20 protein-coding genes are annotated in these 23,558 nt (G+C 50.1%); 6 read left to right on the forward strand and 14 right to left on the reverse strand.

Annotated features, from left to right (window positions below):
- Positions 1-278 precede the first annotated feature (278 nt).
- The 9 genes from AC2215_RS13520 to AC2215_RS13560 form a co-directional block, all read right to left on the reverse strand.
- Positions 279-1,730 (reverse strand): 2-succinylbenzoate--CoA ligase, encoded by a 1,452-nt coding sequence (locus AC2215_RS13520; RefSeq protein ID WP_486810537.1) that lies wholly within the window; start codon positions 1,728-1,730, stop codon positions 279-281.
- Positions 1,731-1,766: 36 nt separating this feature from the next.
- On the reverse strand, positions 1,767-2,747 hold the full coding sequence (gene tilS, locus AC2215_RS13525; protein ID WP_486810538.1) for a tRNA lysidine(34) synthetase TilS: 981 nt from the start codon (positions 2,745-2,747) through the stop codon (positions 1,767-1,769).
- Positions 2,748-2,945: 198 nt separating this feature from the next.
- The gene (locus AC2215_RS13530) at positions 2,946-3,920 is read right to left on the reverse strand and encodes an SPFH domain-containing protein (protein ID WP_486810539.1); all 975 of its coding nucleotides are present in this window, start codon (positions 3,918-3,920) and stop codon (positions 2,946-2,948) included.
- 106 nt (positions 3,921-4,026) lie between these two features.
- Complete coding sequence (locus AC2215_RS13535; protein ID WP_486810540.1) at positions 4,027-4,494, reverse strand: NfeD family protein; 468 nt, start codon at positions 4,492-4,494, stop codon at positions 4,027-4,029.
- A 360-nt stretch (positions 4,495-4,854) separates the two neighbouring features.
- Positions 4,855-5,760, reverse strand: a complete 906-nt coding sequence (rimK, locus tag AC2215_RS13540) for a 30S ribosomal protein S6--L-glutamate ligase (protein ID WP_486810541.1) — start codon at positions 5,758-5,760, stop codon at positions 4,855-4,857.
- Positions 5,757-6,257 (reverse strand): ATP-dependent zinc protease family protein, encoded by a 501-nt coding sequence (locus tag AC2215_RS13545; protein WP_486810542.1) that lies wholly within the window; start codon positions 6,255-6,257, stop codon positions 5,757-5,759. The genes rimK and AC2215_RS13545 overlap by 4 nt, the downstream gene beginning before the upstream one ends.
- A 278-nt stretch (positions 6,258-6,535) precedes the next feature.
- Complete coding sequence (locus AC2215_RS13550; protein ID WP_486810543.1) at positions 6,536-6,736, reverse strand: hypothetical protein; 201 nt, start codon at positions 6,734-6,736, stop codon at positions 6,536-6,538.
- A gap of 306 nt (positions 6,737-7,042) precedes the next feature.
- A complete protein-coding gene (locus AC2215_RS13555; protein ID WP_486810544.1) occupies positions 7,043-7,258 on the reverse strand; it encodes a tetratricopeptide repeat protein in 216 nt (71 codons plus the stop codon).
- Positions 7,259-7,395: 137 nt separating this feature from the next.
- Positions 7,396-7,641, reverse strand: coding sequence for a peptidoglycan-binding domain-containing protein (locus AC2215_RS13560; RefSeq protein ID WP_486810545.1), 246 nt, complete (start codon positions 7,639-7,641; stop codon positions 7,396-7,398).
- 951 nt (positions 7,642-8,592) lie between these two features.
- On the opposite strand from AC2215_RS13560, the gene AC2215_RS13565 reads away from it, so the two are divergent.
- Both AC2215_RS13565 and AC2215_RS13570 read left to right on the forward strand, forming a co-directional pair.
- Entirely contained in the window at positions 8,593-9,606 is a 1,014-nt protein-coding gene (locus AC2215_RS13565; RefSeq protein WP_486810546.1) for a hypothetical protein, read from the forward strand.
- 126 nt (positions 9,607-9,732) lie between these two features.
- Positions 9,733-15,741: a CHAT domain-containing protein gene (locus tag AC2215_RS13570; protein ID WP_486810547.1), complete on the forward strand. Its 6,009-nt coding sequence runs from the start codon at positions 9,733-9,735 to the stop codon at positions 15,739-15,741.
- A gap of 106 nt (positions 15,742-15,847) precedes the next feature.
- Here AC2215_RS13570 and tsaB read toward each other — a convergent pair whose 3' ends face one another.
- The 4 genes from tsaB to AC2215_RS13590 form a co-directional block, all read right to left on the reverse strand.
- A complete protein-coding gene (tsaB, locus tag AC2215_RS13575) occupies positions 15,848-16,504 on the reverse strand; it encodes a tRNA (adenosine(37)-N6)-threonylcarbamoyltransferase complex dimerization subunit type 1 TsaB (protein ID WP_486810548.1) in 657 nt (218 codons plus the stop codon).
- The gene (locus tag AC2215_RS13580) at positions 16,494-17,078 is read right to left on the reverse strand and encodes a LexA family protein (RefSeq protein WP_486810549.1); all 585 of its coding nucleotides are present in this window, start codon (positions 17,076-17,078) and stop codon (positions 16,494-16,496) included. The genes tsaB and AC2215_RS13580 overlap by 11 nt, the downstream gene beginning before the upstream one ends.
- A 134-nt stretch (positions 17,079-17,212) precedes the next feature.
- Positions 17,213-17,755, reverse strand: coding sequence for a molybdenum cofactor biosynthesis protein B (gene moaB, locus AC2215_RS13585; RefSeq protein ID WP_486810550.1), 543 nt, complete (start codon positions 17,753-17,755; stop codon positions 17,213-17,215).
- A gap of 2 nt (positions 17,756-17,757) precedes the next feature.
- A complete protein-coding gene (locus AC2215_RS13590) occupies positions 17,758-18,783 on the reverse strand; it encodes a DMT family transporter (protein ID WP_486810551.1) in 1,026 nt (341 codons plus the stop codon).
- A gap of 149 nt (positions 18,784-18,932) precedes the next feature.
- Between AC2215_RS13590 and AC2215_RS13595 the strand changes: the two genes are divergently transcribed.
- The 4 genes from AC2215_RS13595 (at position 18,933) to AC2215_RS13610 (ending at position 22,411) form a co-directional block, all read left to right on the forward strand.
- Positions 18,933-19,145 carry a DUF2839 domain-containing protein gene (locus AC2215_RS13595; RefSeq protein ID WP_486810552.1) on the forward strand — a complete coding sequence of 71 codons (213 nt, stop codon included), beginning with the start codon at positions 18,933-18,935 and terminating at the stop codon, positions 19,143-19,145.
- A gap of 590 nt (positions 19,146-19,735) precedes the next feature.
- On the forward strand, positions 19,736-20,080 hold the full coding sequence (locus AC2215_RS13600; RefSeq protein ID WP_486810553.1) for a DUF1815 family protein: 345 nt from the start codon (positions 19,736-19,738) through the stop codon (positions 20,078-20,080).
- A gap of 61 nt (positions 20,081-20,141) precedes the next feature.
- On the forward strand, positions 20,142-21,020 hold the full coding sequence (locus AC2215_RS13605) for an alpha/beta fold hydrolase (RefSeq protein ID WP_486810554.1): 879 nt from the start codon (positions 20,142-20,144) through the stop codon (positions 21,018-21,020).
- Between the two features lie 389 nt (positions 21,021-21,409).
- Entirely contained in the window at positions 21,410-22,411 is a 1,002-nt protein-coding gene (locus AC2215_RS13610; RefSeq protein WP_486810555.1) for a caspase family protein, read from the forward strand.
- Here AC2215_RS13610 and AC2215_RS13615 read toward each other — a convergent pair.
- Positions 22,403-23,065, reverse strand: a complete 663-nt coding sequence (locus tag AC2215_RS13615; RefSeq protein ID WP_486810556.1) for a pentapeptide repeat-containing protein — start codon at positions 23,063-23,065, stop codon at positions 22,403-22,405. The genes AC2215_RS13610 and AC2215_RS13615 overlap by 9 nt on opposite strands.
- Between the last annotated feature and the right edge of the window lie 493 nt (positions 23,066-23,558).

Genomic DNA, 23,558 nt, shown 5'->3' on the forward strand with positions numbered 1-23,558 from the left:
CGCAGCACCAGCTCCACCAGAACCGATTTCGGCATCTGTTCTAGGTCTTCTCGCGTCGGGGGAATAGCTGGTAGCTGCTCAATCATTCTTCTACGCTACCTGGCTTCTCCCAATTGTCAACCCCTCCACCTGAATGCTTACTATTCAACGTTGCAAACGGCTTAAAATCTTAGACCTCTTCGGTACGATCGATTATGACGAAGACTATGACTATAAGCAACAACGTCAGCAAAGATAGTACTATTCAAAAATTTGCGATCTAAATTCAAAATAATCCATCAACAGGAAGATAAAACGTTAACACCCGATCGCGCTATCACTTTAACTTGCAAACGATTGATTTTTCCTCGATCGTTTCGGGGTAAACTCGCCGCAAAAATCCAGTTTTTTGGCTGTTTGTAGCGAGCTAATTTATCGGTAATTGCGGTGGATAATTTAGACTCGGAAATACGATCGACTTTGGGAACGCAAACGGCAACTACCGCTTCTCCCCAATCATCATCGGGAATGCCAACGACACAAACATCGGCAACTAAACCCGTGCCTCGAATAGCGGCTTCGACTTCCGCAGGAAAGACATTTTCTCCCCCAGTAATGATTTTATCGCTACACCGACCGATAACATGAAGATAGCCGCAACTGTCAAAAAATCCAACATCGTCGGATTGCAGAATTTCGGGTTTGAATATGGGTGTTAATCCAGTTTCCGGTGTATAGTAACCCAGAAATAGAGATTGCGATCGAATTGAGATAGAACCGGATTGATGAATTGAATTTACTGACGAGTTTATCGCCAAACTAGCGTGAGGTAAAATCTGCCCGCAACTCTCATTTCCAGCTAAAAAATCCTCCGGTTTGAGCGTCACCACTTGCGAGGCCGTTTCTGTCATTCCGTAAGTCGGTGCGAGGCGAATTTGATGCAATCTAGCTTTATCGAGAAGCGTCTTCCAAGCCGGTGCGCCGCCGATAAGAACTACGTCAAAATTTTGCAACCAACGAATTCTCTCGGGATTGTTTAAAAGCCGTTGTAACTGGGTAGGAACGAGGGAAATAAACCAGCAATCGCTTTTTAAATTCGGTTGGGGAATATTCTCGATCGATTCTAGGTTCTTTTTCGGTAATATCCAGAGTTTTCCACCTGTGGTGAAAGAGCGCATAAACTGCATCAAACCACTCACGTGATACAATGGCAGCAAACAGCAGGAATTTACCCGATCGACTTGAAAATATTCCTGCAATCCCCGCACTGATGCCATCAACGTTTCCCAGGTATGAATGGCAAACCGAATTTTTCCCGAAGTTCCCCCTGTGGCGATCGCGATTCGAGTTACGCTCGGTGAAATGAATGGGATATCTGAAATTAAAGTTGTATCGATATCTTCAGGGTTATAATCAATCCCTCGATTCCAAATTAAATCCGGCTGAATTAATTCGAGCGCTTCCCGCAATTCTGTTTTTTTCCAGTTGGGATTGCCTAAAAAAATCGGATATCCCAAAATGCAAGCTGCGAGAAAACTAGCTAAGAATATTTCAGGGTTCGATTCGCACAGGAAAATTTTCTGAGTGCGATCGCCCTTTAATCGATCGAGTTCTTGTAGCCGGTGACAAAGTATTGCCTGAAATCGATCGTGTTCTATCCCGACAAGCCAATCATCGTCCCAGCGCTGTTTTAAAGCGACTAAAGGAGAGAGCGTCTCACTTTTCGATTTTTTGAATGGATAGGTGGTCATAGCTGGCGAGGGCGATCTCGCACCGACCCAACGAGTTTACACCGATTCGGGACTCCCCATGACGATCGCATCTCCATCCACCTCGGCAATCGTCCCCCCTGGAAACGGATCGGTTCGGGACTTATTGGGGGCGGCAATCAGTGCGGTCATTTTTTCGATATGCTCGAAGCTGGGGGCGTGGGGGAGAATCCCAGAGAGGAACTGACGCATGGCGCGACGCTGCAACGCCAAAGGGGCCGATCGCAATATAGGACGGTGCAGTTGCCCCGGATGTAACTTCGCCTGGGCGAGTAACTCTGCGGCCGCGCTTTCGAGGTACTCCACATCCGCGCGCAGGAGTTCGGAGGTTTGAGCGATCGCTTTTTCGGTACTGGGATTGAAGTGGGCTTGCAGGTACGGCAGCAGTTCCCGGCGAATCCGATTGCGGGCGTAGGTGACATCAGCGTTGGTGCTATCTTCCCAAATTTCGAGTTGCTGCTGGCGGCAAAATTCCCCAGTTCGATCGCGACTCACCTCTAACAAAGGACGCACCAACTCGATTCCCGGCACTAATTCGCGCTGCCAAGTTAGAGATGCCAACCCATCGGTTCCCGAACCGCGAATCAGGTTGTAGAGAAGGGTTTCAGCGCGATCGCTTTGAGTATGTCCGGTGACGATGCGATCGAACTCCCCTTCCCCCGCCATCTGTGCCAACATCTGATAGCGCCACTGCCGCGCTGCCGCCTCGCTGGGGGGCACTTCCACGGCGCGACGACTGAAAAACGACAGGTTCCAAAGCTTTGCCATTTCTTCCACGTGGCGGGCGTTGGCATCCGAATCCTCTCGCCAGCGATGATCGCAATGGGCAATCCCCAACCGCCAGTCCCATTTAGGCTGCAAGTCCAGCAGCAGTTTTGCCAAACATAGGGAATCCTGTCCCCCGGAAACTGCTACTAAAATCGATCGCTTTTTCGGCAAAAGGTGGCGCTGTCGCAGGGTTTGGTGGAGTTGGGCGTGGAGGGGAGTCCAGGAGGTCAATTAAGTAATAAGTAATAAGTAATAAGTGATAAGTGATAAGTGATAAGTGATAGATGTTTGCGAAGAAAGGAAAAGTGAATATTAATATGGTTTAAACTCAAAATACGAGATGTCAATCTCCAAAATTTATCACTAGTGCAAAATATTCGATAGACGGAGTACGCGCGAGAGGCGCGCACTCAACATCTTCAACTTGGCTTAAAACTGCTCGTCCACCATCGCCGATGACTTCTGGGAAACAATCGCCCGAATCCCTTCCATCGTGGCGGGGATATTGTGGGGGTCCATAAACATCACCTTACTGCTGTCGCTGCTACCAATTTTTAAGCCCATCTCCATATATTGTTGGGCGAGCAAAAATTGCAGGGCTTCGGCGGTTTTGGGGTTAGCTTTGAGAATTTGGGTGAGAATTTGCATCCCTTCCGCCGTAGCTTTGGCTTGAAGGACTTTCTCCTGGCGTTCGGCTTCGGCTTTGAGGAGAATCGCTTTTTGTTCGGCTTCGGCGGCGAGAATGGCGGGTTTTTGCTTGGCTTCGGCTTCGAGAACCTGGGCTTCAGCGCGGCCTCGGGCGCTGTTAACGGCCGATTCCCGTTCCCCTTCCGAGGTCAGAATTACCGCCCGCTTTTGCCGTTCTGCGGACATCTGCAATTCCATCGAGTCTTGAACGGTTTTCGAGGGCATGATGTCCCGCAGTTCCACCCGCGTCACCTTGACTCCCCAGGGGTCAGTGGCGATATCGAGTTCTCGCAGTAGGGCTTCGTTAATCTCGCTGCGAGTGGTGAAGGTGCGATCGAGATCGAGTTGTCCCATCTCCGATCGAATTTGCGTCAATACTAGGTTCTGCATGGCTTGCCGCAGGTTTTCCACCTTGTAGTAGGCTTTTTCCATGTCCATAATTCGCCAGTACACCACAGCATCGACGGTAATGGACACGTTATCGCGGGTAATACAAACTTGCGGCGGAACGTCTAACACTTTCTCACGAATGGTTTCTTTGTAAACGACATTATCGAGAAAGGGGACGATAAAATTTAGACCGGGTTCTAGTTTTTTACCGTTATATTTTCCCAGGGTTTCTACGAGAGATTCATCTCCTTGATTGACAATTTTCACGGAACCGGCAAGGGCAGAACCACCGAAAACGAAGATAAAAATCGGAATTAGATATTCCACGTTTGAGTCTCCTAATCACTAAAATTGAGTTCGGGAAACATTAAATCTCCCGAAATTGGGTTTGGAAAAGATAAATTACTAAAAATTTCTAGGGAAGGGCTTTTCTTTAAGATTCGGGCAATACGAATAATGTATTTCCCGATCGACCGACAACAATTACGGTTTCATCAGCGGCAATGACGCGATCGCACTCGGATTTCGCTTGCCAAGAGTTCCCCTCAAATATCACTCGTCCTGCCTTTCCCGGAGCAATTTCCGTGAGGGTTTGCGCTTCTGTTGCCTCTTGCAGTACCGGATGCTGGTGCTTGGGAAGTAATCTGCGCGTCAGAAAGACCAGCACCAAGGAAAATACCATCCACAAGAAAACCTGCAGACCTAGGTGCGGCATCACCATGGCGACGATGGCGACTAAAAACGCGCTGATTCCCATGGCTAACTCAACAAAAGCGGTGGGAAGGAATAGCTCCATCAAACATAAGATTGCACCCCCCAACAACCAGATAAACGACGGACTGAGCTGAGCCAGGGTTGAGGTAGCGGCTAAAGTTGAATTCGGCAACAAGAGAACGCTCATATCGCAAGCTGAGTAAATGAATTACCTCAGAAAGCATGAATCGATCGGGCTTTCAAGGTTTGAAGTTCAATCAATTGAAATTGACGATTTCGATATCTTGGTTTTACATTTTGAAATATTCTAAAATTCGAGCGATAGAACGTAAATTTTTGTAAAAAAACGCTCGAAGTTTGTGACCCAAATGAGACATCGAAAATGCCGTGGATGGAGCTTTGTTTTTACATTATATTGTAACCGATCGCTTGAGGAGTTGTAGCGATATCTTGTGGGAAACTCGGGGAACGGGAAAGAAGAAGACAGACACACCGGACACGACCGGATTAAGTGAGGGTCAATACGTCCAAGCTGACTTTAATACCATTAATATTGAATTCGATCGCCCGTTTGTTTGGCATTGGCATTCTTTTCTAAAAACTTGATAATTTTCCCAGCGACGTCAATTTCCGTGGCTTTCTCGATGCCTTCGAGTCCCGGAGATGAATTCACTTCCATAATCACCGGACCGTGGTTCGATCGCAGTAAATCGACCCCGGCAACCCGCAATCCCATCGCCTTTGCCGCCCGAATGGCAGTACTGCGTTCCTCTGGGGTGAGTTCGATCCGTTCGGCTTTCCCCCCACGATGGAGATTCGATCGAAATTCGCCCTCTGCCCCCTGCCGTTTCATCGAGGCAATCACCTGATTTCCCACCACGAAGCAGCGAATATCCATTCCTTTCGCTTCTTTGATATATTCCTGAACCAGGATATTGGCATCGAGTCCCCGAAAGGCTTCGATGACCGATTTTGCCGCTTGATAGGTTTCCGCCAGCACCACCCCAATCCCTTGGGTTCCTTCTAGGAGTTTAATCACCAACGGCGCACCCCCCACCATCTCAATTAAACCGTCAATATCCTTGGTGGAATGGGCAAACCCCGTCACTGGCAGACCGATCCCTTCGCGGGAGAGGATTTGCAAGCAGCGCAGCTTATCCCGAGAGCGAGAAATCGCTTGGGATTCGTTCGCCGCAAACACTCCCATCACTTCAAACTGCCGCACCACCGCCGTTCCATAAAAGGTGTGGGACGTGCCGATGCGAGGAATCACCGCATCGAAACCCAATAGCGGTTCGCCCCCGTACACCACCATCGGCTTGCGAGCGGTAATGTTCATAAAGCAGCGTAGGTAATCGATGACATGCACGCTATGCCCTCGTTGTTCCCCCGCTTCCTTCAACCGGTGAGTAGAGTAAAGTTTGGAACTCTGAGAGAGAATGGCAATGTTCATTGCTGTTCTTCTTGACGTTCGGGTTCGACAAGGCGATCGTTCGTCGGACTCCACAGAAACGATCGACCCGGATTGACTAAAAATCGTTTGCGTACTGCTTCCCGTCCCAATAACATTCGGAATCCCATCAGCGATCGATCGGTCAAGGTTAGCTCGATGGGCCATGGTTTCTCGCTGAACCTGCCGCCTAATTGTACCAAGGTGCGGATGAAGGGGCGCAGTTGTACCTGTCCGCCGGAGTTACGGACTTTGCGGCGATCGAGAATCGGGGCAACAGCAGTAATCGTGTGGGAATCGTCACGTTGCAGGGGATGAACTTGGAAGCGCACCCAAGGCTTGCCATCGCGCTCGAACTCTTCAATATTCAAGGCATGGAGGGCAGAAGATCGCGCCCCGGTATCGATTTTGGCTTTGATTCGAGCAATGCCCAATTCCGGCAGCGCCACTCGTTCTCGCCAGCCAATAAGGGGAAGGTTTTGATTGTCTCGAGAAGTCACGATCGGTTCTTCGGGAACTTTGCTTTGGTCGTTTGCAGCATCACGACGAAAGTGGTTTGAAAGTGTCGTCGGCAGCGTACTCAATCGTAGCAGCCGTCACGTCAAATAAAAAAATTCCCCAGTCGTTCAACTGGGGGAAGAGGATACATTGTTCGTTCGAGCGAGAGATCTCGGAAAACCAAGTCGAGTTCGTTCGGATAGATATATCTAAGCGCACTCATCTCGATCGGTCTATTCCAAGAGTCCCATAGGAACCTGGGGATTTTCATAGGCTTGCCTTAAAATTTGATGAGTGTGTAATCTCGATCGAGTTCGCCTTCGTGTTCGATGTTGAGTGGGGCGTAGGAGGCATCATCGCTGAGCCATTCGATCTGAGCTAAGTAAGATTCATCCTCTGGGGATAGTCCGGTCTGTTTCAAAACAATCGCGCGAGTTACAGATGTGACGAGATGGGCGCAAAGAAATGTCAGAGTTGTCATGATGGGCTTTATCGATATTTGAGTATCGATATCTATCCTTCGATATCTCCAATTTTAGAGGATAAAAGATTTGACCACTTTAGCAACTGTCTTGTTTTGAGGGTAATTTTCGAGCAGTTTAGTTGGTTTGGGAACAGACAGTTGAGTAACTGGATCGTGGGTGGTAATGTTGCACAACTTACAATTGAGTGACTCCATTGAGCTGCTGCTAAAATACAGATAGCGTTGCGATTTCGACTCTCTGTTGCATTTCAACGAGCGCAAACATCCACACTCGAGCGAGCTACACCGCTCAGCCTGTCAAAATTAACGTCCCAAGAGCGATCGCACGCAATTCGCATTGGTTTGAGCAATGGCTAAAGTTGGATTTAGAGCTAAAGCTTGCTCGAATGCATTGAGTGCTTCTTCGTACTGTTGCGAACCCACTAAGGCGACACCTAAGTTATTCCAGGCTAAAGGATTAAATCCATCGGAAAATTCAGTAGCCACGGCATTTTTGTTCGAAAGACAAGTTAGTTTCATGCTGATTTCCTCAAAGAATGTTCATTGGAACTTCACTCACTAATATCTAGGTTCGAGCGAACCCGTGTATGCAGTGAAGGGACAGTTGAGAGATTGGCTATTTTTCGGTCGATCGAGATCGGTTTCTATCGCGATATCTAAGAGCCAATATAACGACCCAATGCCTCCCAAGTTAGTTCCCCAACAATGCCATCGGGAACTAAACTATTCCAGCCTTGAAACTCTTTGACGGCGGCTTCAGTTTTCTCGTCAAATTGACCGTTCGGGGTGACCGACTTATAGCAGTAACAAAGAATGAGAACTTGTTGCAAGAAACGAACGGCACTTCCGGCATCGCCGAGGTTGAGTTGAGGTAGATCGATTGTTGAAGTGATGGTATTCATTCTCGAAACTCCAGATTGAATCGGATGAGTGGGTGTGATGTAGCTTGTTTTCGATTCAACGGACTGGAATTCGGGATGAATTTTACAAAATAGATCGTTATCTTGGGATCGAAAAACTAAAACTGACCAACAAAAATCCTCCTGGCAAGATGATGTCAGGAGGGTGTAGATGAATCAGTACAGAATTAAATAAATAGTACTAAGGGCTCGAGGCTTATAGATCTTCCCCTGTGCCAGCCCAGAAAGTCCACCTGTGGAATGTGACAGTTTTTTGACCATATTTTGACCATTGATGTATTCCCTTCGATGTATTCAAGGTAAGGGTTACAGGTTGCCATCGGATCGACGATCGCAGAATCGATATCGATCGATGTGTTCTAAATGGGTTGGTTTATGGGTAAACTCCAAAAAGAACGACGATCGCCGAAGTCTGACGTGCAAGGTTAATGACCTGACAGTAATGCCTGTAATGCAGCTCGTTGCTGCTGCCTGCCCCGAATGGCTCAAGACCCATTGCACAATTGGTACGTTTGACTCGTCCCAGCTCAACTAGCTTCTTTCTCGTGTTAGTCTAAGACACCCTCCAAAAAGGCGATCGATATTGGATTTTGGGTTGGGATCGTTATCGTTTTTGTGAAGAAAAGTTAAAGAATTCATGAAGCGAATTGTTAGGGATTTTACACAATAGTAAAAACGAATACCATTTATATTTCGTCGCGTCCAGCTATGAATCCTACTTTTCGCGAAGAATTCTGGTGTTTTTAATGGGTCGGAATTCAACCTGAAAAAAGCAAGCCGCGCTCGCCAAATTTGAGATCGTTTTCGGTCTAGATCGTCGGCTTGAACGACCAACCCACAGACGATTGAGATTGACGATGACAGCTCCAACCCCAACTTCATCCCGTCGAGATTTCATTTAATCCAGTTCGTGCATTGGAGGTTCGTAAACTCATGCAGCTGATACTCTCTTCTTTCTTTGCGATCGGTTTGATGCCGATGGCCTGGATGGAAATTGCCCGTCCCCCAGCATCATTGGCGTTTAGCTCCGTTGCGATCGCAGCCGCCCATCCCAACGGACAAATTCTTCAAGTCAATGGCGACGCTCGCTTAGAACGCCAAGATCGACAAATTCAGCCCCTTCCGGGTATGCAGATTTATCCCGGAGATCGCCTATTGACCGCCCGAGGAGCTCAACTGGTGGTTCAATGTGCCGATCTGACGATTGAGTCCATCTTGGGGGAGCAACTCAACGATTGCGCGGCTCCAGCGTCCTTATCGTGCAATCCCGATTTGTATGAATGTCCCCCGCGCGGAGATTGGGCATCTCTAACATCGAACGATGGAATTCCTTACCCGATCTCGCCCCGACGCACTTACCTCCTCAACGATCGTCCCCCATTGCGTTGGAATCTAGTCCCTGGGGCAACAGAATATACCGTCAGCCTCCTTGAAAATGGCATCGAACTGTGGCACGTCACGACCCCCGATACCCAAATCGATTACCCCAGCGATCGCCCTTTGCGTGTCGGTGCGGAGTATTTGCTGGTTATCGAAACCGATACGGGCATCTCTTCCCTCGATGCAGAACCGATTCCCGGCGGGTTGGGCTTTCGCCTGCTCTCGGAGGATGGGCGCCGGGAAGTGGAAGAGGCGATCGCCCAAATCGATACCCAAAACCTAGAGGAATCCGCTCGGGGTTTGGCGATATCCTTTGTGTATACCTCGCGAGGTTTGACTTCCGAAGCCCTCGAGATCCTCGAAAACCCGATCGACAGCGGTATGGGAAACGCCCCTCTTTACAGCCGGGTCGCTCAGCTCTACTGGCACTACCTGGCATTACCCGAACAAGCCCTCGAACCCTACTGCCAAACCGTCAAACTCGCAAGTGACGATTTGTTGGAATTGAGGCAACAAGCCCAAGAACACCTCGATCGATTAACCGATTCTTGTGCGAGCTTGCCATAGTTTGGAGCAATCGGAGCGGGAAACACGAATTGCGCTGCGGTTTTTCTCCCGCTCTCTTACCCCTACTCAGTAACGCTCTCCGATGTTCCTTGCCTCCCCCTGCTTTCTACGATCTCCTTTAATCATATGTTTACGCGCTCTGCAATGGCAATTTGGGCGCTTGCCTTTTGTTACAGCACGCCAATTCTCGCCCAACCGATTACACCGGCCGATGACGGAACTAGCACGATCGTCACCCCCAATGGCGAACAATTCGATATTCGCGGGGGACGGCATTCCAGCGACGGCCGCAACCTCTTCCACAGCTTCGATCGCTTTGGACTCGAAGAAGGTCAAACGGCGAACTTTCTCGCTGACCCCAATTTAAGCAACATTCTCGGTCGCGTGACCGGTCGCGATCCATCTTTCATCAACGGCTTGCTGCAAGTCAGCGGCGGCAGTGCCAACCTCTTTTTAATCAACCCAGCCGGTATCGTTTTCGGCCCGAGTGCCGCCCTCAACGTGCCAGCGGACTTTACCGCCACGACCGCTACGGGGATTGGATTCGGCAACGGCGACCGCTTCAACGTTTTCGAGCATAATAACTGGGCGAATTTGGTGGGGGCCCCCAATCGATTTGAATTTGCTATTGCCCATCCAGGGGCGATCGTCAATACAGGCAACTTAGCGGTTTCCCCCGGTGGAAATCTGAGTTTGCTCGGTGGAACGATCCTCAATACGGGTACGTTGCAAGCCAGTGGGGGAAACGTCACCGTCGCAGCGGTTCCCGGAGCCAGCTTGGTGCGCCTCAGTGCGGGAGACAACCTGTTGAGTTTGGAAGTGGCAGCAGCTTCGACGGGAACCCCCTTCAACCTAACGCCCCTTGCTTTGCCTCAATTGCTGGCAGGGGGACAAGAGTGGGGTCATGCTTCTTCGGTTACCGTTAACCCCGATGGCTCGTTCAGTTTGGCGGGAAGTTTGGTGGGTTCGCAGACTCCCATCGTCCCGCAAACCGGAGATGCGATCGTCTCGGGTACAGTCGATGTGGCTGATGGGGATATATCCGATGTTTCAGGAAGTTTGCCGCTCGTTTCTTCCTCCACCGTTCGGATTTTGGGCGATCGCATCGGACTCTTTGATGCCACCCTAGACGCTTCTGGAACCGATGGGGGAGGCAATATTTTTATTGGCGGCAACTTTCGCGGGCAAGGTCCCCTTCCCAACGCGCGGGTGACCTTTGTGGATGCGGACACCTCAATTTTCGCCGATGCCCTACAATCGCGGGATGGTGGGGGAGATGGCGGGCGAGTCATCCTCTGGGCTGACGACACCACCCAATTTTTCGGCAACATCAGCGCCCGAGGCAGTGCTGCCCCCATACCCCACACCCCACACCCCACACCCTCATCTGGCGGTTTTGTCGAAGTTTCGGGCAAGCAAAACCTGATGTTTCGCGGTGAGGTGGATACCCGCGCCCCCAATGGCATCTTGGGCACGTTGCTCCTCGACCCAGAAAATATCATCATTGCGAATGGAAGTGGGGATGGTGCGGCAGATGGGACGAATCTTTTTGCCGGAGACCTTGGTGGCACTGCCGGTCAGATTCTAGCGGGGGATAGCGCGCCGGTTACCGTTTACGAGTTGGAACTCGAATCCCTCGATGGCAATACGAATATTATTCTCGAAGCGACCAATAATATTACGATCGAAGATTTGAACGATAATCGCCTCACCCTTCAACCCGGTACCGGTTCGGTGACGTTTCGCGCTGACGCCGATGGGGTCGGTGGCGGCTCGTTCTCGATGAATCCCGACAATCGCATTTTATCGCCAGGTCGGGATGTGAACATTTCTGGGGCGAGTTTGGTGTTGGGCGGTATCAATACCTCCTTGAGCGGGGAGGATGGGGGAAATATTACGTTGCGCTCTTCCGGGGGAGATCTGATCGCCGGAGATCTCTGGGCGCACTCAGATAGTGGGAGAACGGGGGGTGATATTTCGATCGAGGTGGCGAACGGCTTTGGCAGCATCGATACCCGACTCGGACAGTTGCGTTCGAGTTCTGTCAGCGGTCGCGCCGGGAATATTACCCTGAGAACTCACGATGGCAATATTTTGACACATCACATCCGAACGGATTCCGATGGAACCGGGTCTGGGGGCAATATTTTGCTTGAAATTAGCGGTACGGGGAGTATCAACATCGTCACTGGGGATTTAGGTTCTGATTCCCAGGCTGGAGATGGCGGAGATATCGCACTCATTACCCAATCGGGCAATATTACGACGGCAGATTTGTTCTCGTTTTCCGGAGGTGGAGGGACTGCGGGGGATATTACCTTCACGGTTCGCCAGGGTGGGGGCAGCATCAACATCGAAGGATTGCAGGCTTTTTCGGAGTTGGGAACCGGGGGCAATATTACTCTGACCACCGCAAGCGGGAATATTTTGGTCTCGAATAATTTGCTCTCCTTCTCCCGCGGTGTGGGAAATGCGGGGGATGTGACGTTGAGGATTAACGAACCTGGGGGTCGCGTTGAGACGATCGGAGCGATCGCATTTTCTCGGATGGGAGATGGGGGAAATCTGTCTATTTTTTCGGCTGGTGGCGATATCAATGTGGGCGGAGATTTGTTGGCTGATTCCCAAAGTGGGGGCAAAGTTGGCGATATTACTATCGAAATTGACGGCGGAACGGGCAGTTTGAATGCGACAGGTAGGAGTTTCTTTGCGAATGCTACTGCCGAGAATCTCGGGAATGGGGGCACGATCTCCATTCGCGTGCCGGGGAACGTCATTACCAATGAGATATCGGCAGTCGGTGGGGAAAATGGGGGCCATATTAGCATTGTCACCGGGGGCAGCATCACCGTCGGTCAAATTTTGACGGGGGCGGATAGTGGTGATGGCGGTCCGATCGATCTCGAGGCTTTGGGAAATATAACGACGGCAAGTCTTGAGTCTTCAGCGGGTACGAATGGGGGTCCGATTTCCCTGATTAGTCAAATGGGAAGTCTCAATACTAATGGAAATCTTATTAATTCCATCGGTGGAGAAAATGGAGGAGATATCCTCCTAGAATCGGCACAAGATATTACGATTGGAGGCATTGGCGATACCGCACTTTTAAATCCCGTTTTACTGAGTGGGTTTAACCGAGATAGTGGTAACATCAGCCTTCGCACTCATGGAGGAAGCATCGATATCTCCGGTCCTCTCCTAACACCTTCGGCATTCGGTCAGGGAGGAAATGTCGAACTTTATGCGGCGAGTCACGTGACCTTGAATCAAGTGGATGCTCGCTCTTTAGATGGGATGGGAGGGACGATCGCAGTGAACTCCGGCGGTAGTATTTACCTAAACGAGGATCTCGAAACCAATCAAAATAATATTATTTTAAACGCACCGGTAATTTTGGAGGGAGATGTTTCGCTTTCTACCCGAACGAGTGGGGATATATTATTTAACAATACGATTGATGGCGAACAAAACTTAGGTCTAAATGCTTCTGGGGGAAACCTTCAGATTTTGGGTTCGATTGGCGGCAAGATTCCCTTAGCATCGATTGATATTCTCAGTTCTCTAAATAATGGCTCTATCCCGATCGAAATAATAACGATGGGGGATTTAAATGCAGAAGATTTAACCTCACAATCTCGAATCAGTTTAACCAGTCAAAATGGAAATATCACAGCCAATACTCTCGATACGTCATCAATATTGGCGAGTGGTGACATTACTCTGAGCGCCCAAAATATTCAACTCGAGCTCATCAATAGCCAAAGTCAAAATGCGACGGGTGGAAATGTCAATATCGATCTTGAAAACCATCTACAAATTAGCGATTCATTTGTCGATCGTAATGGAATCGATGCCAGTATTTCCACCGCTGGGGCAACTGGTGGCGGTTCGATCGTCATTCGTCACGGCGGCAATGGCGAAATTCCCTTTACCGTCGGAGATACCGCTCGAAACGGAACCGATGGGGCCATCACCCGAGGGAATGGTAGTGTCGAGACCATTTCTACCGGTGAATTTTTCTATACTCACACTCAGGATTCGGAACGCATTCAAGTAATTTCCGTCCCCGCCCCGATCGAAACAAACAGTCAAATTGACAGCATAGACGATGAATCTCCATCTGAAATGTCTCCCAACCCCGATGAAACCCCTTCAGAGGGAAAGGACTCTTCAGAACCTGATGATTTGGTTAACGATCTCGGCAATGAAAGCAACCGGAATTCTGACGATGCCGTTGATGCTATGGAGGACGGTGCGGATTCGATGTCCGATACCGACAACAATCCAACTTCGATCGACGATGGGAATGGCGTTAACAACCCCGGCAATGGGGGTGATGGTGTCGATGATTCTCACTCTGTCGATGGCGACCCAATCAACGATTTAGAGACCTTCAACCCCGGTAATGGGGGTGATGGTGTCGATGATTCTCACTCTGTCGATGGCGACCCAATCAACGATTTAGAGACCTTCAATCCCAGCAATGGGGATAATGGTTTCGATGGGGAAAACCATGTCGATGGCGACCCAACCAACGATTTACAGACCCCCAATCCCGGCAATGGGGGTAATGGTGTCGATGATGACTCCATCGAGGGCGACCCAACCAACAATTTAGAGACCCCCAACCTCGATCGGACATCAGATACCACCGAAGGCGATGGTTCCTCTGACATTGACTTGCGCGAACAACTGGCACGAGAAATTGCCGCTAGTTTGGATGCAGACCTGTCATTAGAAGAAGATGAAGTCACCTGGACGCTGCCCGATCCCAAGCAAGATATTTCCCTCAAACTCGCGTTAGGTAATCCAGAAGGGGGTGTGGCAGCGATCGATCGATTCTTCGAGGAGCAAATCGAGGAAGAAGCCGGAGAACGCCTCAAGGAAGATGAAGTCGAAATTTCTGCCCAAGCGATGCGCGAAACCCTCAAAACCATAGAATTGGAAACGGGAAAACGAGCGGTTATCGTCTACGCTCTCACCTTACCCCAAACTCAAGCCCTCGCAACTCAAAGCAATTCAACGGGCGATCGCCACGGGGAACAACTCACCTTAGTCTTAGTGGTTCCCGAAGGACCGCCGATTGTCAAAACCGTCAATCTCGAATCCAGACAACTCAAGCGCACCCTGGGTCTATTTCGCCAATGGATCAACGATTACAACTCTCAAAGTTATCTCCCCTCCTCGCAACAACTCTATCGATGGTTGATTCAACCCCTCGACGAACATCTTGAAGCCCTCGATATCGATACCCTGATTTTTGCGATGGATGCGGGTTTGCAGCAGCTGCCACTGGCGGCTTTACACGACGGCGAGCAGTTTTTAATCGAACGCTACAGCCTCGGTTCGATTCCCAGCCTCAGCTTGACCGATACTCGCTACCGGCGTTTGGATAAGATGCAAGTTTTGGCGATGGGGGCTTCGGAGTTTCCCCAATCGGGTAACTCATCCCTGCCGGCAGTCCCCCTAGAACTGGCTCTGGTGGCGGGCAGTCCCTCACCCCTGCCCGATAGCACCCAAGCCCTACAGGAGAGCCAGAGACCGTTTCTCGAGCGCTCTGGTGCGGGGCAAGCCTTTCTCAATGAAGAATTTACCCTCGATAACTTAATCGAGCAACGCCAGCAACAACCCTTTGACATCATTCATCTGGCAACCCATGCCAATTTCGATACCCAAAACCACGACCGCGCCTACATCGAACTCTGGGACGCTCGTTTATCTTTAGATGCGATGCGGTTGGTGGAATGGTACGCACCACCCATCGTCGAACTCCTGGTACTCAGTGCTTGCGAAACCGCTGTGGGAAATCGCGAGGCGGAGTTGGGGTTTGCCGGACTCGCCGTGCGCGCTGGGGTCAAGTCCGTCCTGGCAAGTTTGTGGTTGGTTGGAGATACGGGAACCTTAGCGATGATGAGTCAGTTTTACGATCGCCTCCAAGAATCACCCATCAAAGCGGAGGCACTGCGACAGGCACAACTCGCTCTGGCGCGGGGGGAAGTGATGGTGCGCGACGGACACCTCATTGGCAACGGGATGCGCATTCCTCTGCCACCGGAAACTGGCGATTGGGACGATCGCGATTTCTCCCATCCTTATTTTTGGTCGGGTTTTACGATGGTTGGCAGCCCTTGGTAGGAGTATTGGGTGTGGGGTGTGGGGTGTGGGGTGTAGGGTTTGGGGTGTAGGGTTTGGGGTTTGGGGAAAATTCATCTCCCTTGTCCCCTTGTCTCCTTGTCTCCCCTCAAACCGGTTGCTGACCGTAAAACGGTACCGCCTCGGACCAATGCGATCGCTTTCCTTGCTGCCATTCCCCGTAGGCTAAAGCCAGAACGTTCGTTACCGTGGTGCCCAATTCTGGAGTCGATCGCATCTGGCGATAGTCCCGCGTCCAACCCTCTAATACCTCCTCCCAGGCTTGGGGGGTTCGTACGGTGTCTGGTCGCAATGCCATCACGGAATTCCCTTGCGCACAGACTTGATAGATCCCGGTAAACAGTTGCTCTCGGGCAGCAGGCATTTGCACGGCAACATCCACCTCTGGGGGGAAATCCTGTCGAGGAAATGAATCCGCGAGAGCGGCGAGGGTGGAGATAGGAAATAGGGGAACGTCTAATTCAGCGGCGAGAGTCCGTGCCGTTACCACCCCGATGCGCGTCCCGGTAAAGCTACCCGGTCCTTTGGCAACGGCAATGAAGGCAATATCCCTCCAAGTTTGCGGTGCGAGAAATTCGGCGAGATAGGAGTGTAAGTGGGTGGAGAGCGATCGCCCTAAACTCCAGGTGGCAACGCGAAAATCCCCGGCAAAATTATCGATCGCCAGACCGAGTTCTGGGGTCGTGGTATGGAGTGCCAGACCGTATCGGGGGGGATGGGGTTCCGACTCGAAGTTATAAGGCATGGATGACGTTGGTAACCACACCCCAAATATGAAAGGTCGTTTCTTCGGTGATTTCTAGAGGTTGGTAGCGATCGTTTTCGGGAAGCAACAAGAGTCGTTCGTCCTCTTGATGCATCCGTTTAACCGTCACTTCTCCATCGACTACGGCAATCACCACACTACCGTGTTTCGGTTCGATGGCCCGATCGACAATTAACAGATCGTTGGGATGAATCCCCGCATCGATCATCGAATCTCCATTGACCCGCACGCAGAAGGTATCTTCGGGATGCTGCGTTAGATGTTGGTTGAGATCTAACTCGCCATCGACATAGTCTGTGGCGGGAGTTGGGTATCCAGCGGCTACGGCTTCTAAATAGAGAGGTAGCGTGGCTGTTGGAGTGGTTTCGGGCGCGCACAGACGTTGAATCTGAAGATCGGTACTGGCGAGGCGACCTTGACTGGGCCAGTTGTCTAAAATTTTGCTCACCTGAGTCACTAAACTGATGGGCAAACGCACGGCTTTGGTGGGTTCTCCGTATTTCCCGCTGCCCCTGGGTCGTCCTGCGCCCGGACGTTTACCACCACGACCCATAATCTTACACTCCAACGCTTAACGTACTGCATTCAAAATATTAGCAGATTCGTAGCACATCGGCGACAAATACCGATGAAAAACCCTCTGCGCGTCTCCTTCTCCCCGCATTTCCCTGTCGTGGGTTCCCCAAGTTACCTCTCTTGCAAACGGGGCATCAACGCCACCAGATTACACGGTCGGTAGCGGCTGTCGAGTTGCCAGCGAATAATTTCGTCCCAGCCGTCCCGGCAGGCCCCCGTAGATCCCGGTAGGGCAAATAGATACGTACCACTAGCGACCCCCGCTGTTGCCCGAGATTGCAGGGCTGACGTACCGATTTTGCCGTAGCTGATGCTGCGAAAGAGTTCGCCAAAACCGGGAATTTCTTTATCGTAGAGGGTCGAAAGTGCTTCTGGGGTCACGTCTCGTCCGGTAATCCCCGTACCGCCAGTGGAGATAACAACATCAACGTTCGTATCGGCAATCCAATCTTTGAGTTGGTGAATAATGGCGGTTTTGTCATCGGGGACGATCGCGCGGGCAACAACGCAGTGACCGGCTTCTAGGATCCGATCGACTAAAGTTTGACCGGAGCGATCGTTCTTCAGAGTCCGGGTATCGGATACCGTTAAAACTGCAATCTGAACTGAAATCAAAGGCTGGGTTTCATCAATTTTGCTCGATGGGTCGCTCATTATCAAATTCCTTTAAATCCAGCTTTGGCATCCATTTGAATTGGATTCGTGGGTTCTGGGGGAGTCATTTGTCGATCGCGTTGCTTCATCGTTCCAATCTGATTGAGAATTATCCCCACGATAATAATACTACCCCCAGCATATTGGGCAAAATTCGGCACTTCGCCCAATATCAGATACGCGGCTAAAACACCTGCGATCGGACTAAAAGAACTGGCTAAAGAGACTTCGGATGCGCTCGATTGTTTCAATCCCATAAACCAACACAGTTGCCCGCCAACAACAATAACAACTCCATAAAAAAGCATCCACTTCCACACGACAGGATTCAAAGCATCCATGAAGTGCTCGAGCCCGAATAGATAGCTTGCCAGGATGAAAAAGATTACAGTGCCGACTGCCGTTCTAAACACACTAAAAATTCCCAAAGGAATTCTTTTAAGCTTTGCTTTGCTCGTGAGAATTGAGGCGGCTAAAGCCATAGCCCCCAGGGCGGCGTATAACTCTCCTTTCCCGATTTGCAGCTGGTTTACCATCTCGATCGATTCCCTGGATGGGGGTTGTAGAAAAATGGTTAGAATCACGCCCAAAAAGGAGAAAATTGCGCCCCCCACGACCCAACGATTAATACGCTCTCTGAATAAAATGGCGGACAGGGCCAGTACTAAGGGCGGCTCAATTCGACCGATGAGAATTACGTTATTCACGAGGGTCATCGAGAGCGCTAAAAAACTCAGGGCGGGTGCTAAAGCCCCTTCTAAAAGGGCAACGCTACCGAGGCTAATCCAGTCGCTTTTCGTGAGGGCTCTTAGATTGTGGGAATTCCAATCGCGATAATAGAGCGGAATTAAAATTAGAAGCGCGCAGAAATTTCCGACACAGAGAATGTTACAAAATGAAATCGGATTTCGTCCGTCTACTAAGTGTTGCGCTCCGATTTCCGTCAATTTCCGGATAGCAGAAGCAGCCGTCGCAAAAATGAGAATGGCAACGATTAAATAAGATCGCCCGGAAATGCGAGTCAACATTGATGCCTAGAGATGGCGATATTTCAGCCTTTAGGATACCAGGTTTCATGGCGATCGGTCTGGACTGACATGGGTCGGGCGCGATCGAATTGCGGCATCGGCAAACAACTGCGATATGATAAAAAAATTCAGCGAATTAGGTGGGGATTATGGGTGAATCCAAACGTCGCAAAGCAGCACTCGGCGAAAAGTACGGTCAAGAGAAAAATATACTGCCCTGGTTGCCGATTACGAAAAAACAAGCTGACTCATTTGTCAAATGGACAACCCGGGGAGCCTGGGTAGGGATTGCCGCACTTGCCGCAATCTGGGTCACCGTTATTTTCATCGGTCCATCTTTTGGGTGGTGGTCGGCTAACTAAATGCTCCCACGGGTTTCGATTGCCTTGAGTGTGACGCCAGAGTTTAAAACTGTTGGGGCGCGCGCTTGAACGATCTTGCCCGGATCGAAGAGCTAAATTTTCAAACGATCGTGGCTCTTAATTGATAATAATCACAACAAAACCTGAAGAAATAACACGAAATACTTTGGATTCGAAATATATAAATTGTAAATCTATTGAATTTTATTCTTAAACTTCTTGTTATCAATCGGGAATGCAGGAACGAAACAATTGGGCTGTTCGTCTTACCTCTTAAATCGATTTTATCGACGACTCTTGCTCTCGATCTCCATCTACCTCTTGGTTTGAGAGTTGAACGATAACGAGTTTAAGTATTTTACCTCGTTCGATTGCCATCTCTCGAGCGCAAAACATCGCAAGATTAAGTGTCATTCTCGATACTTTGCCTGAGTTCAAAATTCGCTATGGTAGGAAGTAGATGTTAAGAGCTCAATCCTTGAGAGTTTGGGTGGCACTCTCAGTTCCGTTGCAACCAGGACTTTAACAGAAAATTGTTAAAAAAAGGTAAAATTGTCATAGAATACCTGAAGGTGTGTTAGGAGGAAACCATGTTTGTCCGACTCGCAGAACAACACCGCCAGTTCGTCCAAGACCTGGTGACGAACCTGCAAGCCCTTGCGATCGTGCTAGAACAGAGAGGGTATCTAGCATCGTGCTACACCTGTGGGGGTCAGAAAAATAGTGCCTCTTTTATGGTGAGCTTGGCAAACAACCACCTCATTCGGTTTTTAGTTTCCGACTACGGCATCACCTGGACGGAGATGCGCGACGACCGAGAATTAATGAAGCTCGAGGGTGCTGAAGCCATCGGTCAGTTGCAAGAACTCGCGGATTTAGTCAAGTACAAAATTAAACCATCCGACTATCATCCTGCTCTCAGCTCGTCCCTGTAGATTCAATGGCTTAGATACCCGATGAGTACGCCACTTAACATCTAAATCGAACCCATTGCTAATGACTCAATCGGAAGCTGCATGGCAGCATAGTTTTGTCAACACAAATCGCATTCGCCTGCACTGCGTAACGAAAGGAGAAGGGGAATTGGTGCTTCTGTTGCACGGATTCCCTGAATTTTGGTACTCTTGGCGCTACCAAATTCCCGCTCTGGCTCGCCACTTTAAAGTGGTCGTTCCCGACCTTCGAGGGTACAACGATTCCGACAAACCCACCAGCGGCTACGATCTCGATACCCTCAGCGCCGATATCCGGGGTCTCATCGAAGCCCTCGGTTACCAAAAAGCCCATATTGTGGGTCACGATTGGGGTGGAGCGATCGCCTGGCATTTCGCCCAAAAATTCCCCCCTCTGCTCGATCGCCTCGCCATTCTCAACGCACCCCACCCCCGGCGATTTTTGCAAGAACTTTCGAGCAATCTCGACCAACAGCGCCGCAGTTGGTACCTTTTTGCGTGCCAAGTTCCCGGTCTTCCCGAATGGCTCATCCAAAACAACCTCAAGGATTTTGTCAAAAACCTGTTTCGGGAACAAGCCGTGCGCAAGGGAGCTTTTAGCTCGGAAGATACTCAAATGTATCAAGCTGCTCTGGAAAAACCCGGCGTTCTCTCCGCGATTCTAAACTACTACCGTCAGTTCCTCTCCCCTGGAAACTGGTTGTTCGAGGGTTGGAAAACCCCCGATCGCATTACAGTTCCCACCCTCGTTTTGTGGGGAGAAGAAGATACCCTCCTGAGCAAAAAACTCACTGAGGGACTCGATAAATTAATTGCCGCACCCTTTAAACTGCGGATCGTACCTCAGTGCGGTCATTGGATTCAACAAGAAGTACCCCAAACGGTGAATCGAGAGTTGACCAATTTTCTCCGACGGGGTTAAGTCCGATCGTCACCATGAGAATGCCGTTCGAGGGTCGCTCGCGGACAAGACCCTGCTAGGATTGCAGGAGCGATCTAACATCAGATGGTGCATCGAATGCGGGCAATCTTTGGCGGGGGAGTTGATGTTGGAGGCAAGTCTCTACCGTCTCCGCCTTCCCCGACACGCCCTTCTTGCTCTTGTCGTAACGCTCGGGGTGGCTAGGATAACGAGGATAATCGTTTAATGACCCGCGGTCTTTCCCCTTGCCTCCCCCCTCGCGCTCACTTGTATCTGCGCCCGATATGGCAACTGCGATATTTGAGGGCAAATCGGTATTAGCAGCATCAGAGGTGTTGGAGTATTGAAATGGGAAAACTCAGCCCAACGAATTAAATGGGACGCCGAACATGGTCGAGCATGCTTGTATCGCGATTGGAATCGATGGCTACGATCGCTGGCAACCTCTGCGGTACGCCCAAGCAGATGCCGGTGCTTTTCAAAAATGCGTCAGCACCATTGCCAAGATTCCCAAATCCCGAACGTGGCTGCTAACTCAAACCTCCCCCAAACGAGCGGGGCACTCCACCTATCCCAGTTTAGAGAATATTGAGATAGCGATCGCCCAAATTTGTACCCTCCCCCTGCAACCCGAGGATATCCTCTGGTGCTTTTTTTGTGGTTATGGCGCGAACTATCTCGGCAAAGACTATTTAATCCCCATCGAGGGCAATCCCGAAGACATTTCAGAAACCGGCATTTCCGTCGAATCTTTCCTCCATCGCCTCGGGCAAGCTCCCACTCAAAACGTGCGGGTATTTCTCGATATTAGTCGTCCCACCGGGAAGTACGCCGGTGCGGGCATTGGTAGCGAAACCCTCGAACTCGCCCACAAACTCAATTTGGCGATCGTGCTATCATGTCAGCCCGGTCAATTTTCCCACGAAACCAGTGCCCTCGATGGCGGCTTATTCACCACAGCCCTCGTCGAAGTCCTGCACGATCGAAAATCCTCCACTCTAGAGAGCTTAGATCGCTATCTGCGCGATCGTCTCCCCCAATTGTGCGACCATCACTGGCGACCTCAACAAGACCCCGTTACAGTCGTTCGCCGGGAAGAATTGCTCCATCAACCTCTCTTTCCCGGCGTTGGTACCACCACATCCGAGCCGGAAAATCCCAACACTGAATCCCAACCCATTCCCACTCAGACCCCGCTTCCCCATCCAAAACCCACCACATCTTCGAGTCCGGAATGGGAGCGTTGGTTGTGGTGGGGAGGTCTGACCATAGCGATTTTGCTACTGGGAGTGTTACTGGCTCGCGAAATTTCATCGGAAGATCGATCGCCCTCCCAAGACGCTTCGGATATATCCGACTTCCCCAAAATAGAAACACTCGACTTATCCTAACCATCCACGGGATGCATCTTCGATCGCCTGACGAACTTGACCCTCAGGCAGTATCGCCCCGGTTAAATCCGCTCCAGTTAAATCCGCTCCCGTCCAGTCCACCTCCATCAAGTTGGCTCCGCTCAAATCCGCACCGGTGAGACTGGCATCCCGCAAATCCGCACCAGTGAGATTGGCTCCTCGCAAATCCGCACCGGTCAGATTGGCTCCTGTTAAGTCTGCGTCCATAAATTGAGTGTCTCTTAAATCCGTGCCGCGCAAATCCGCTTGATGTAAATCTGCCTCCGTCAAGTTCGCCCCTTGCAGGTTTGCTGCCGTAAAGTCCACTTGATGCAGATTTGCTTTTTCTAAGTTTGCTCCCATCAAGTTCGTTCCCTCGAGGATGGCAAGATCGAGAGTGGCTTGGCTTAAATTAATTTCCGTCAAATCTTCCCAACCTAAATATTGGTCCCTGAGATTGAGTTGGCTGAAGTCACGGTCTCCAAGATCGTATCGGGCTAGCAATTCATGGGAATAGAGATGAGATATCCCAGACGTTACACTTTGAGTACCCAACCTAGACCACTGCCATGGCATTTCGAGTCCCGTCCAAGGATGCGAACCCTTCTGGGTCAGATTTGGGGAAGAGCTGAGCGGACTCAAATTGTATTTCATGGCGACACCTCATCAGTAGCAGAATGGCGTAACAGCACTTTATTGGATGCCCTCAACGCCTCATCTAGAACTAGCTTAGTGCCCTTATGAGTGGATGTCGTTGCAGGAAATCTCTGGAGTTTCACCAGGCGATCTCTGGAAATTTCAGGGTCAATAAAATGTAAGCATTCGTGCGGTCAGCCATCCGCATCCAGCCGATCGAGCGATTGCATTTATGACTGGTTCGCGACCCCAGTCATCACCAACGGAGTGGGCCTAAAGATACGATATCGACAGCTTTTCACTTTTTTCCGGTCAATTTTATGTCGGATCGGTAATTCATTAAATTTTTATATACGCATTTAGTAATTAAAGGAGAAAAACGATCGATCTTAAAGTGTCTCGAATAAATTCAGGTTTTTATCCCTATCTAATTTGATATCATGATTGATAAATCGAGAGTCAATCTAAAGCTTAAGCATATAAATGCCGAATTTATTATTTGTATTGAAGT

It is taken from the genome of Zarconia sp. (genome assembly GCF_057467645.1).

What these genes read in the sequence shown, in the direction of transcription:
- AC2215_RS13605 (WP_486810554.1), top strand. Translation starts at nt 20,142, where the DNA reads ATGACTCAATCGGAAGCTGCATGGCAGCATAGTTTTGTCAACACAAAT.
- moaB (WP_486810550.1), bottom strand. Translation starts at nt 17,755, where the DNA reads ATGAGCGACCCATCGAGCAAAATTGATGAAACCCAGCCTTTGATTTCA.
- AC2215_RS13535 (WP_486810540.1), bottom strand. Translation starts at nt 4,494, where the DNA reads ATGAGCGTTCTCTTGTTGCCGAATTCAACTTTAGCCGCTACCTCAACC.
- AC2215_RS13520 (WP_486810537.1), bottom strand. Translation starts at nt 1,730, where the DNA reads ATGACCACCTATCCATTCAAAAAATCGAAAAGTGAGACGCTCTCTCCT.
- AC2215_RS13555 (WP_486810544.1), bottom strand. Translation starts at nt 7,258, where the DNA reads ATGAAACTAACTTGTCTTTCGAACAAAAATGCCGTGGCTACTGAATTT.
- AC2215_RS13570 (WP_486810547.1), top strand. Translation starts at nt 9,733, where the DNA reads ATGTTTACGCGCTCTGCAATGGCAATTTGGGCGCTTGCCTTTTGTTAC.
- tsaB (WP_486810548.1), bottom strand. Translation starts at nt 16,504, where the DNA reads ATGCCTTATAACTTCGAGTCGGAACCCCATCCCCCCCGATACGGTCTG.
- AC2215_RS13595 (WP_486810552.1), top strand. Translation starts at nt 18,933, where the DNA reads ATGGGTGAATCCAAACGTCGCAAAGCAGCACTCGGCGAAAAGTACGGT.
- AC2215_RS13615 (WP_486810556.1), bottom strand. Translation starts at nt 23,065, where the DNA reads ATGAAATACAATTTGAGTCCGCTCAGCTCTTCCCCAAATCTGACCCAG.
- AC2215_RS13580 (WP_486810549.1), bottom strand. Translation starts at nt 17,078, where the DNA reads ATGGGTCGTGGTGGTAAACGTCCGGGCGCAGGACGACCCAGGGGCAGC.
- AC2215_RS13590 (WP_486810551.1), bottom strand. Translation starts at nt 18,783, where the DNA reads ATGTTGACTCGCATTTCCGGGCGATCTTATTTAATCGTTGCCATTCTC.
- rimK (WP_486810541.1), bottom strand. Translation starts at nt 5,760, where the DNA reads ATGAACATTGCCATTCTCTCTCAGAGTTCCAAACTTTACTCTACTCAC.
- AC2215_RS13550 (WP_486810543.1), bottom strand. Translation starts at nt 6,736, where the DNA reads ATGACAACTCTGACATTTCTTTGCGCCCATCTCGTCACATCTGTAACT.
- AC2215_RS13560 (WP_486810545.1), bottom strand. Translation starts at nt 7,641, where the DNA reads ATGAATACCATCACTTCAACAATCGATCTACCTCAACTCAACCTCGGC.
- AC2215_RS13600 (WP_486810553.1), top strand. Translation starts at nt 19,736, where the DNA reads ATGTTTGTCCGACTCGCAGAACAACACCGCCAGTTCGTCCAAGACCTG.
- AC2215_RS13565 (WP_486810546.1), top strand. Translation starts at nt 8,593, where the DNA reads ATGCAGCTGATACTCTCTTCTTTCTTTGCGATCGGTTTGATGCCGATG.
- AC2215_RS13610 (WP_486810555.1), top strand. Translation starts at nt 21,410, where the DNA reads ATGGTCGAGCATGCTTGTATCGCGATTGGAATCGATGGCTACGATCGC.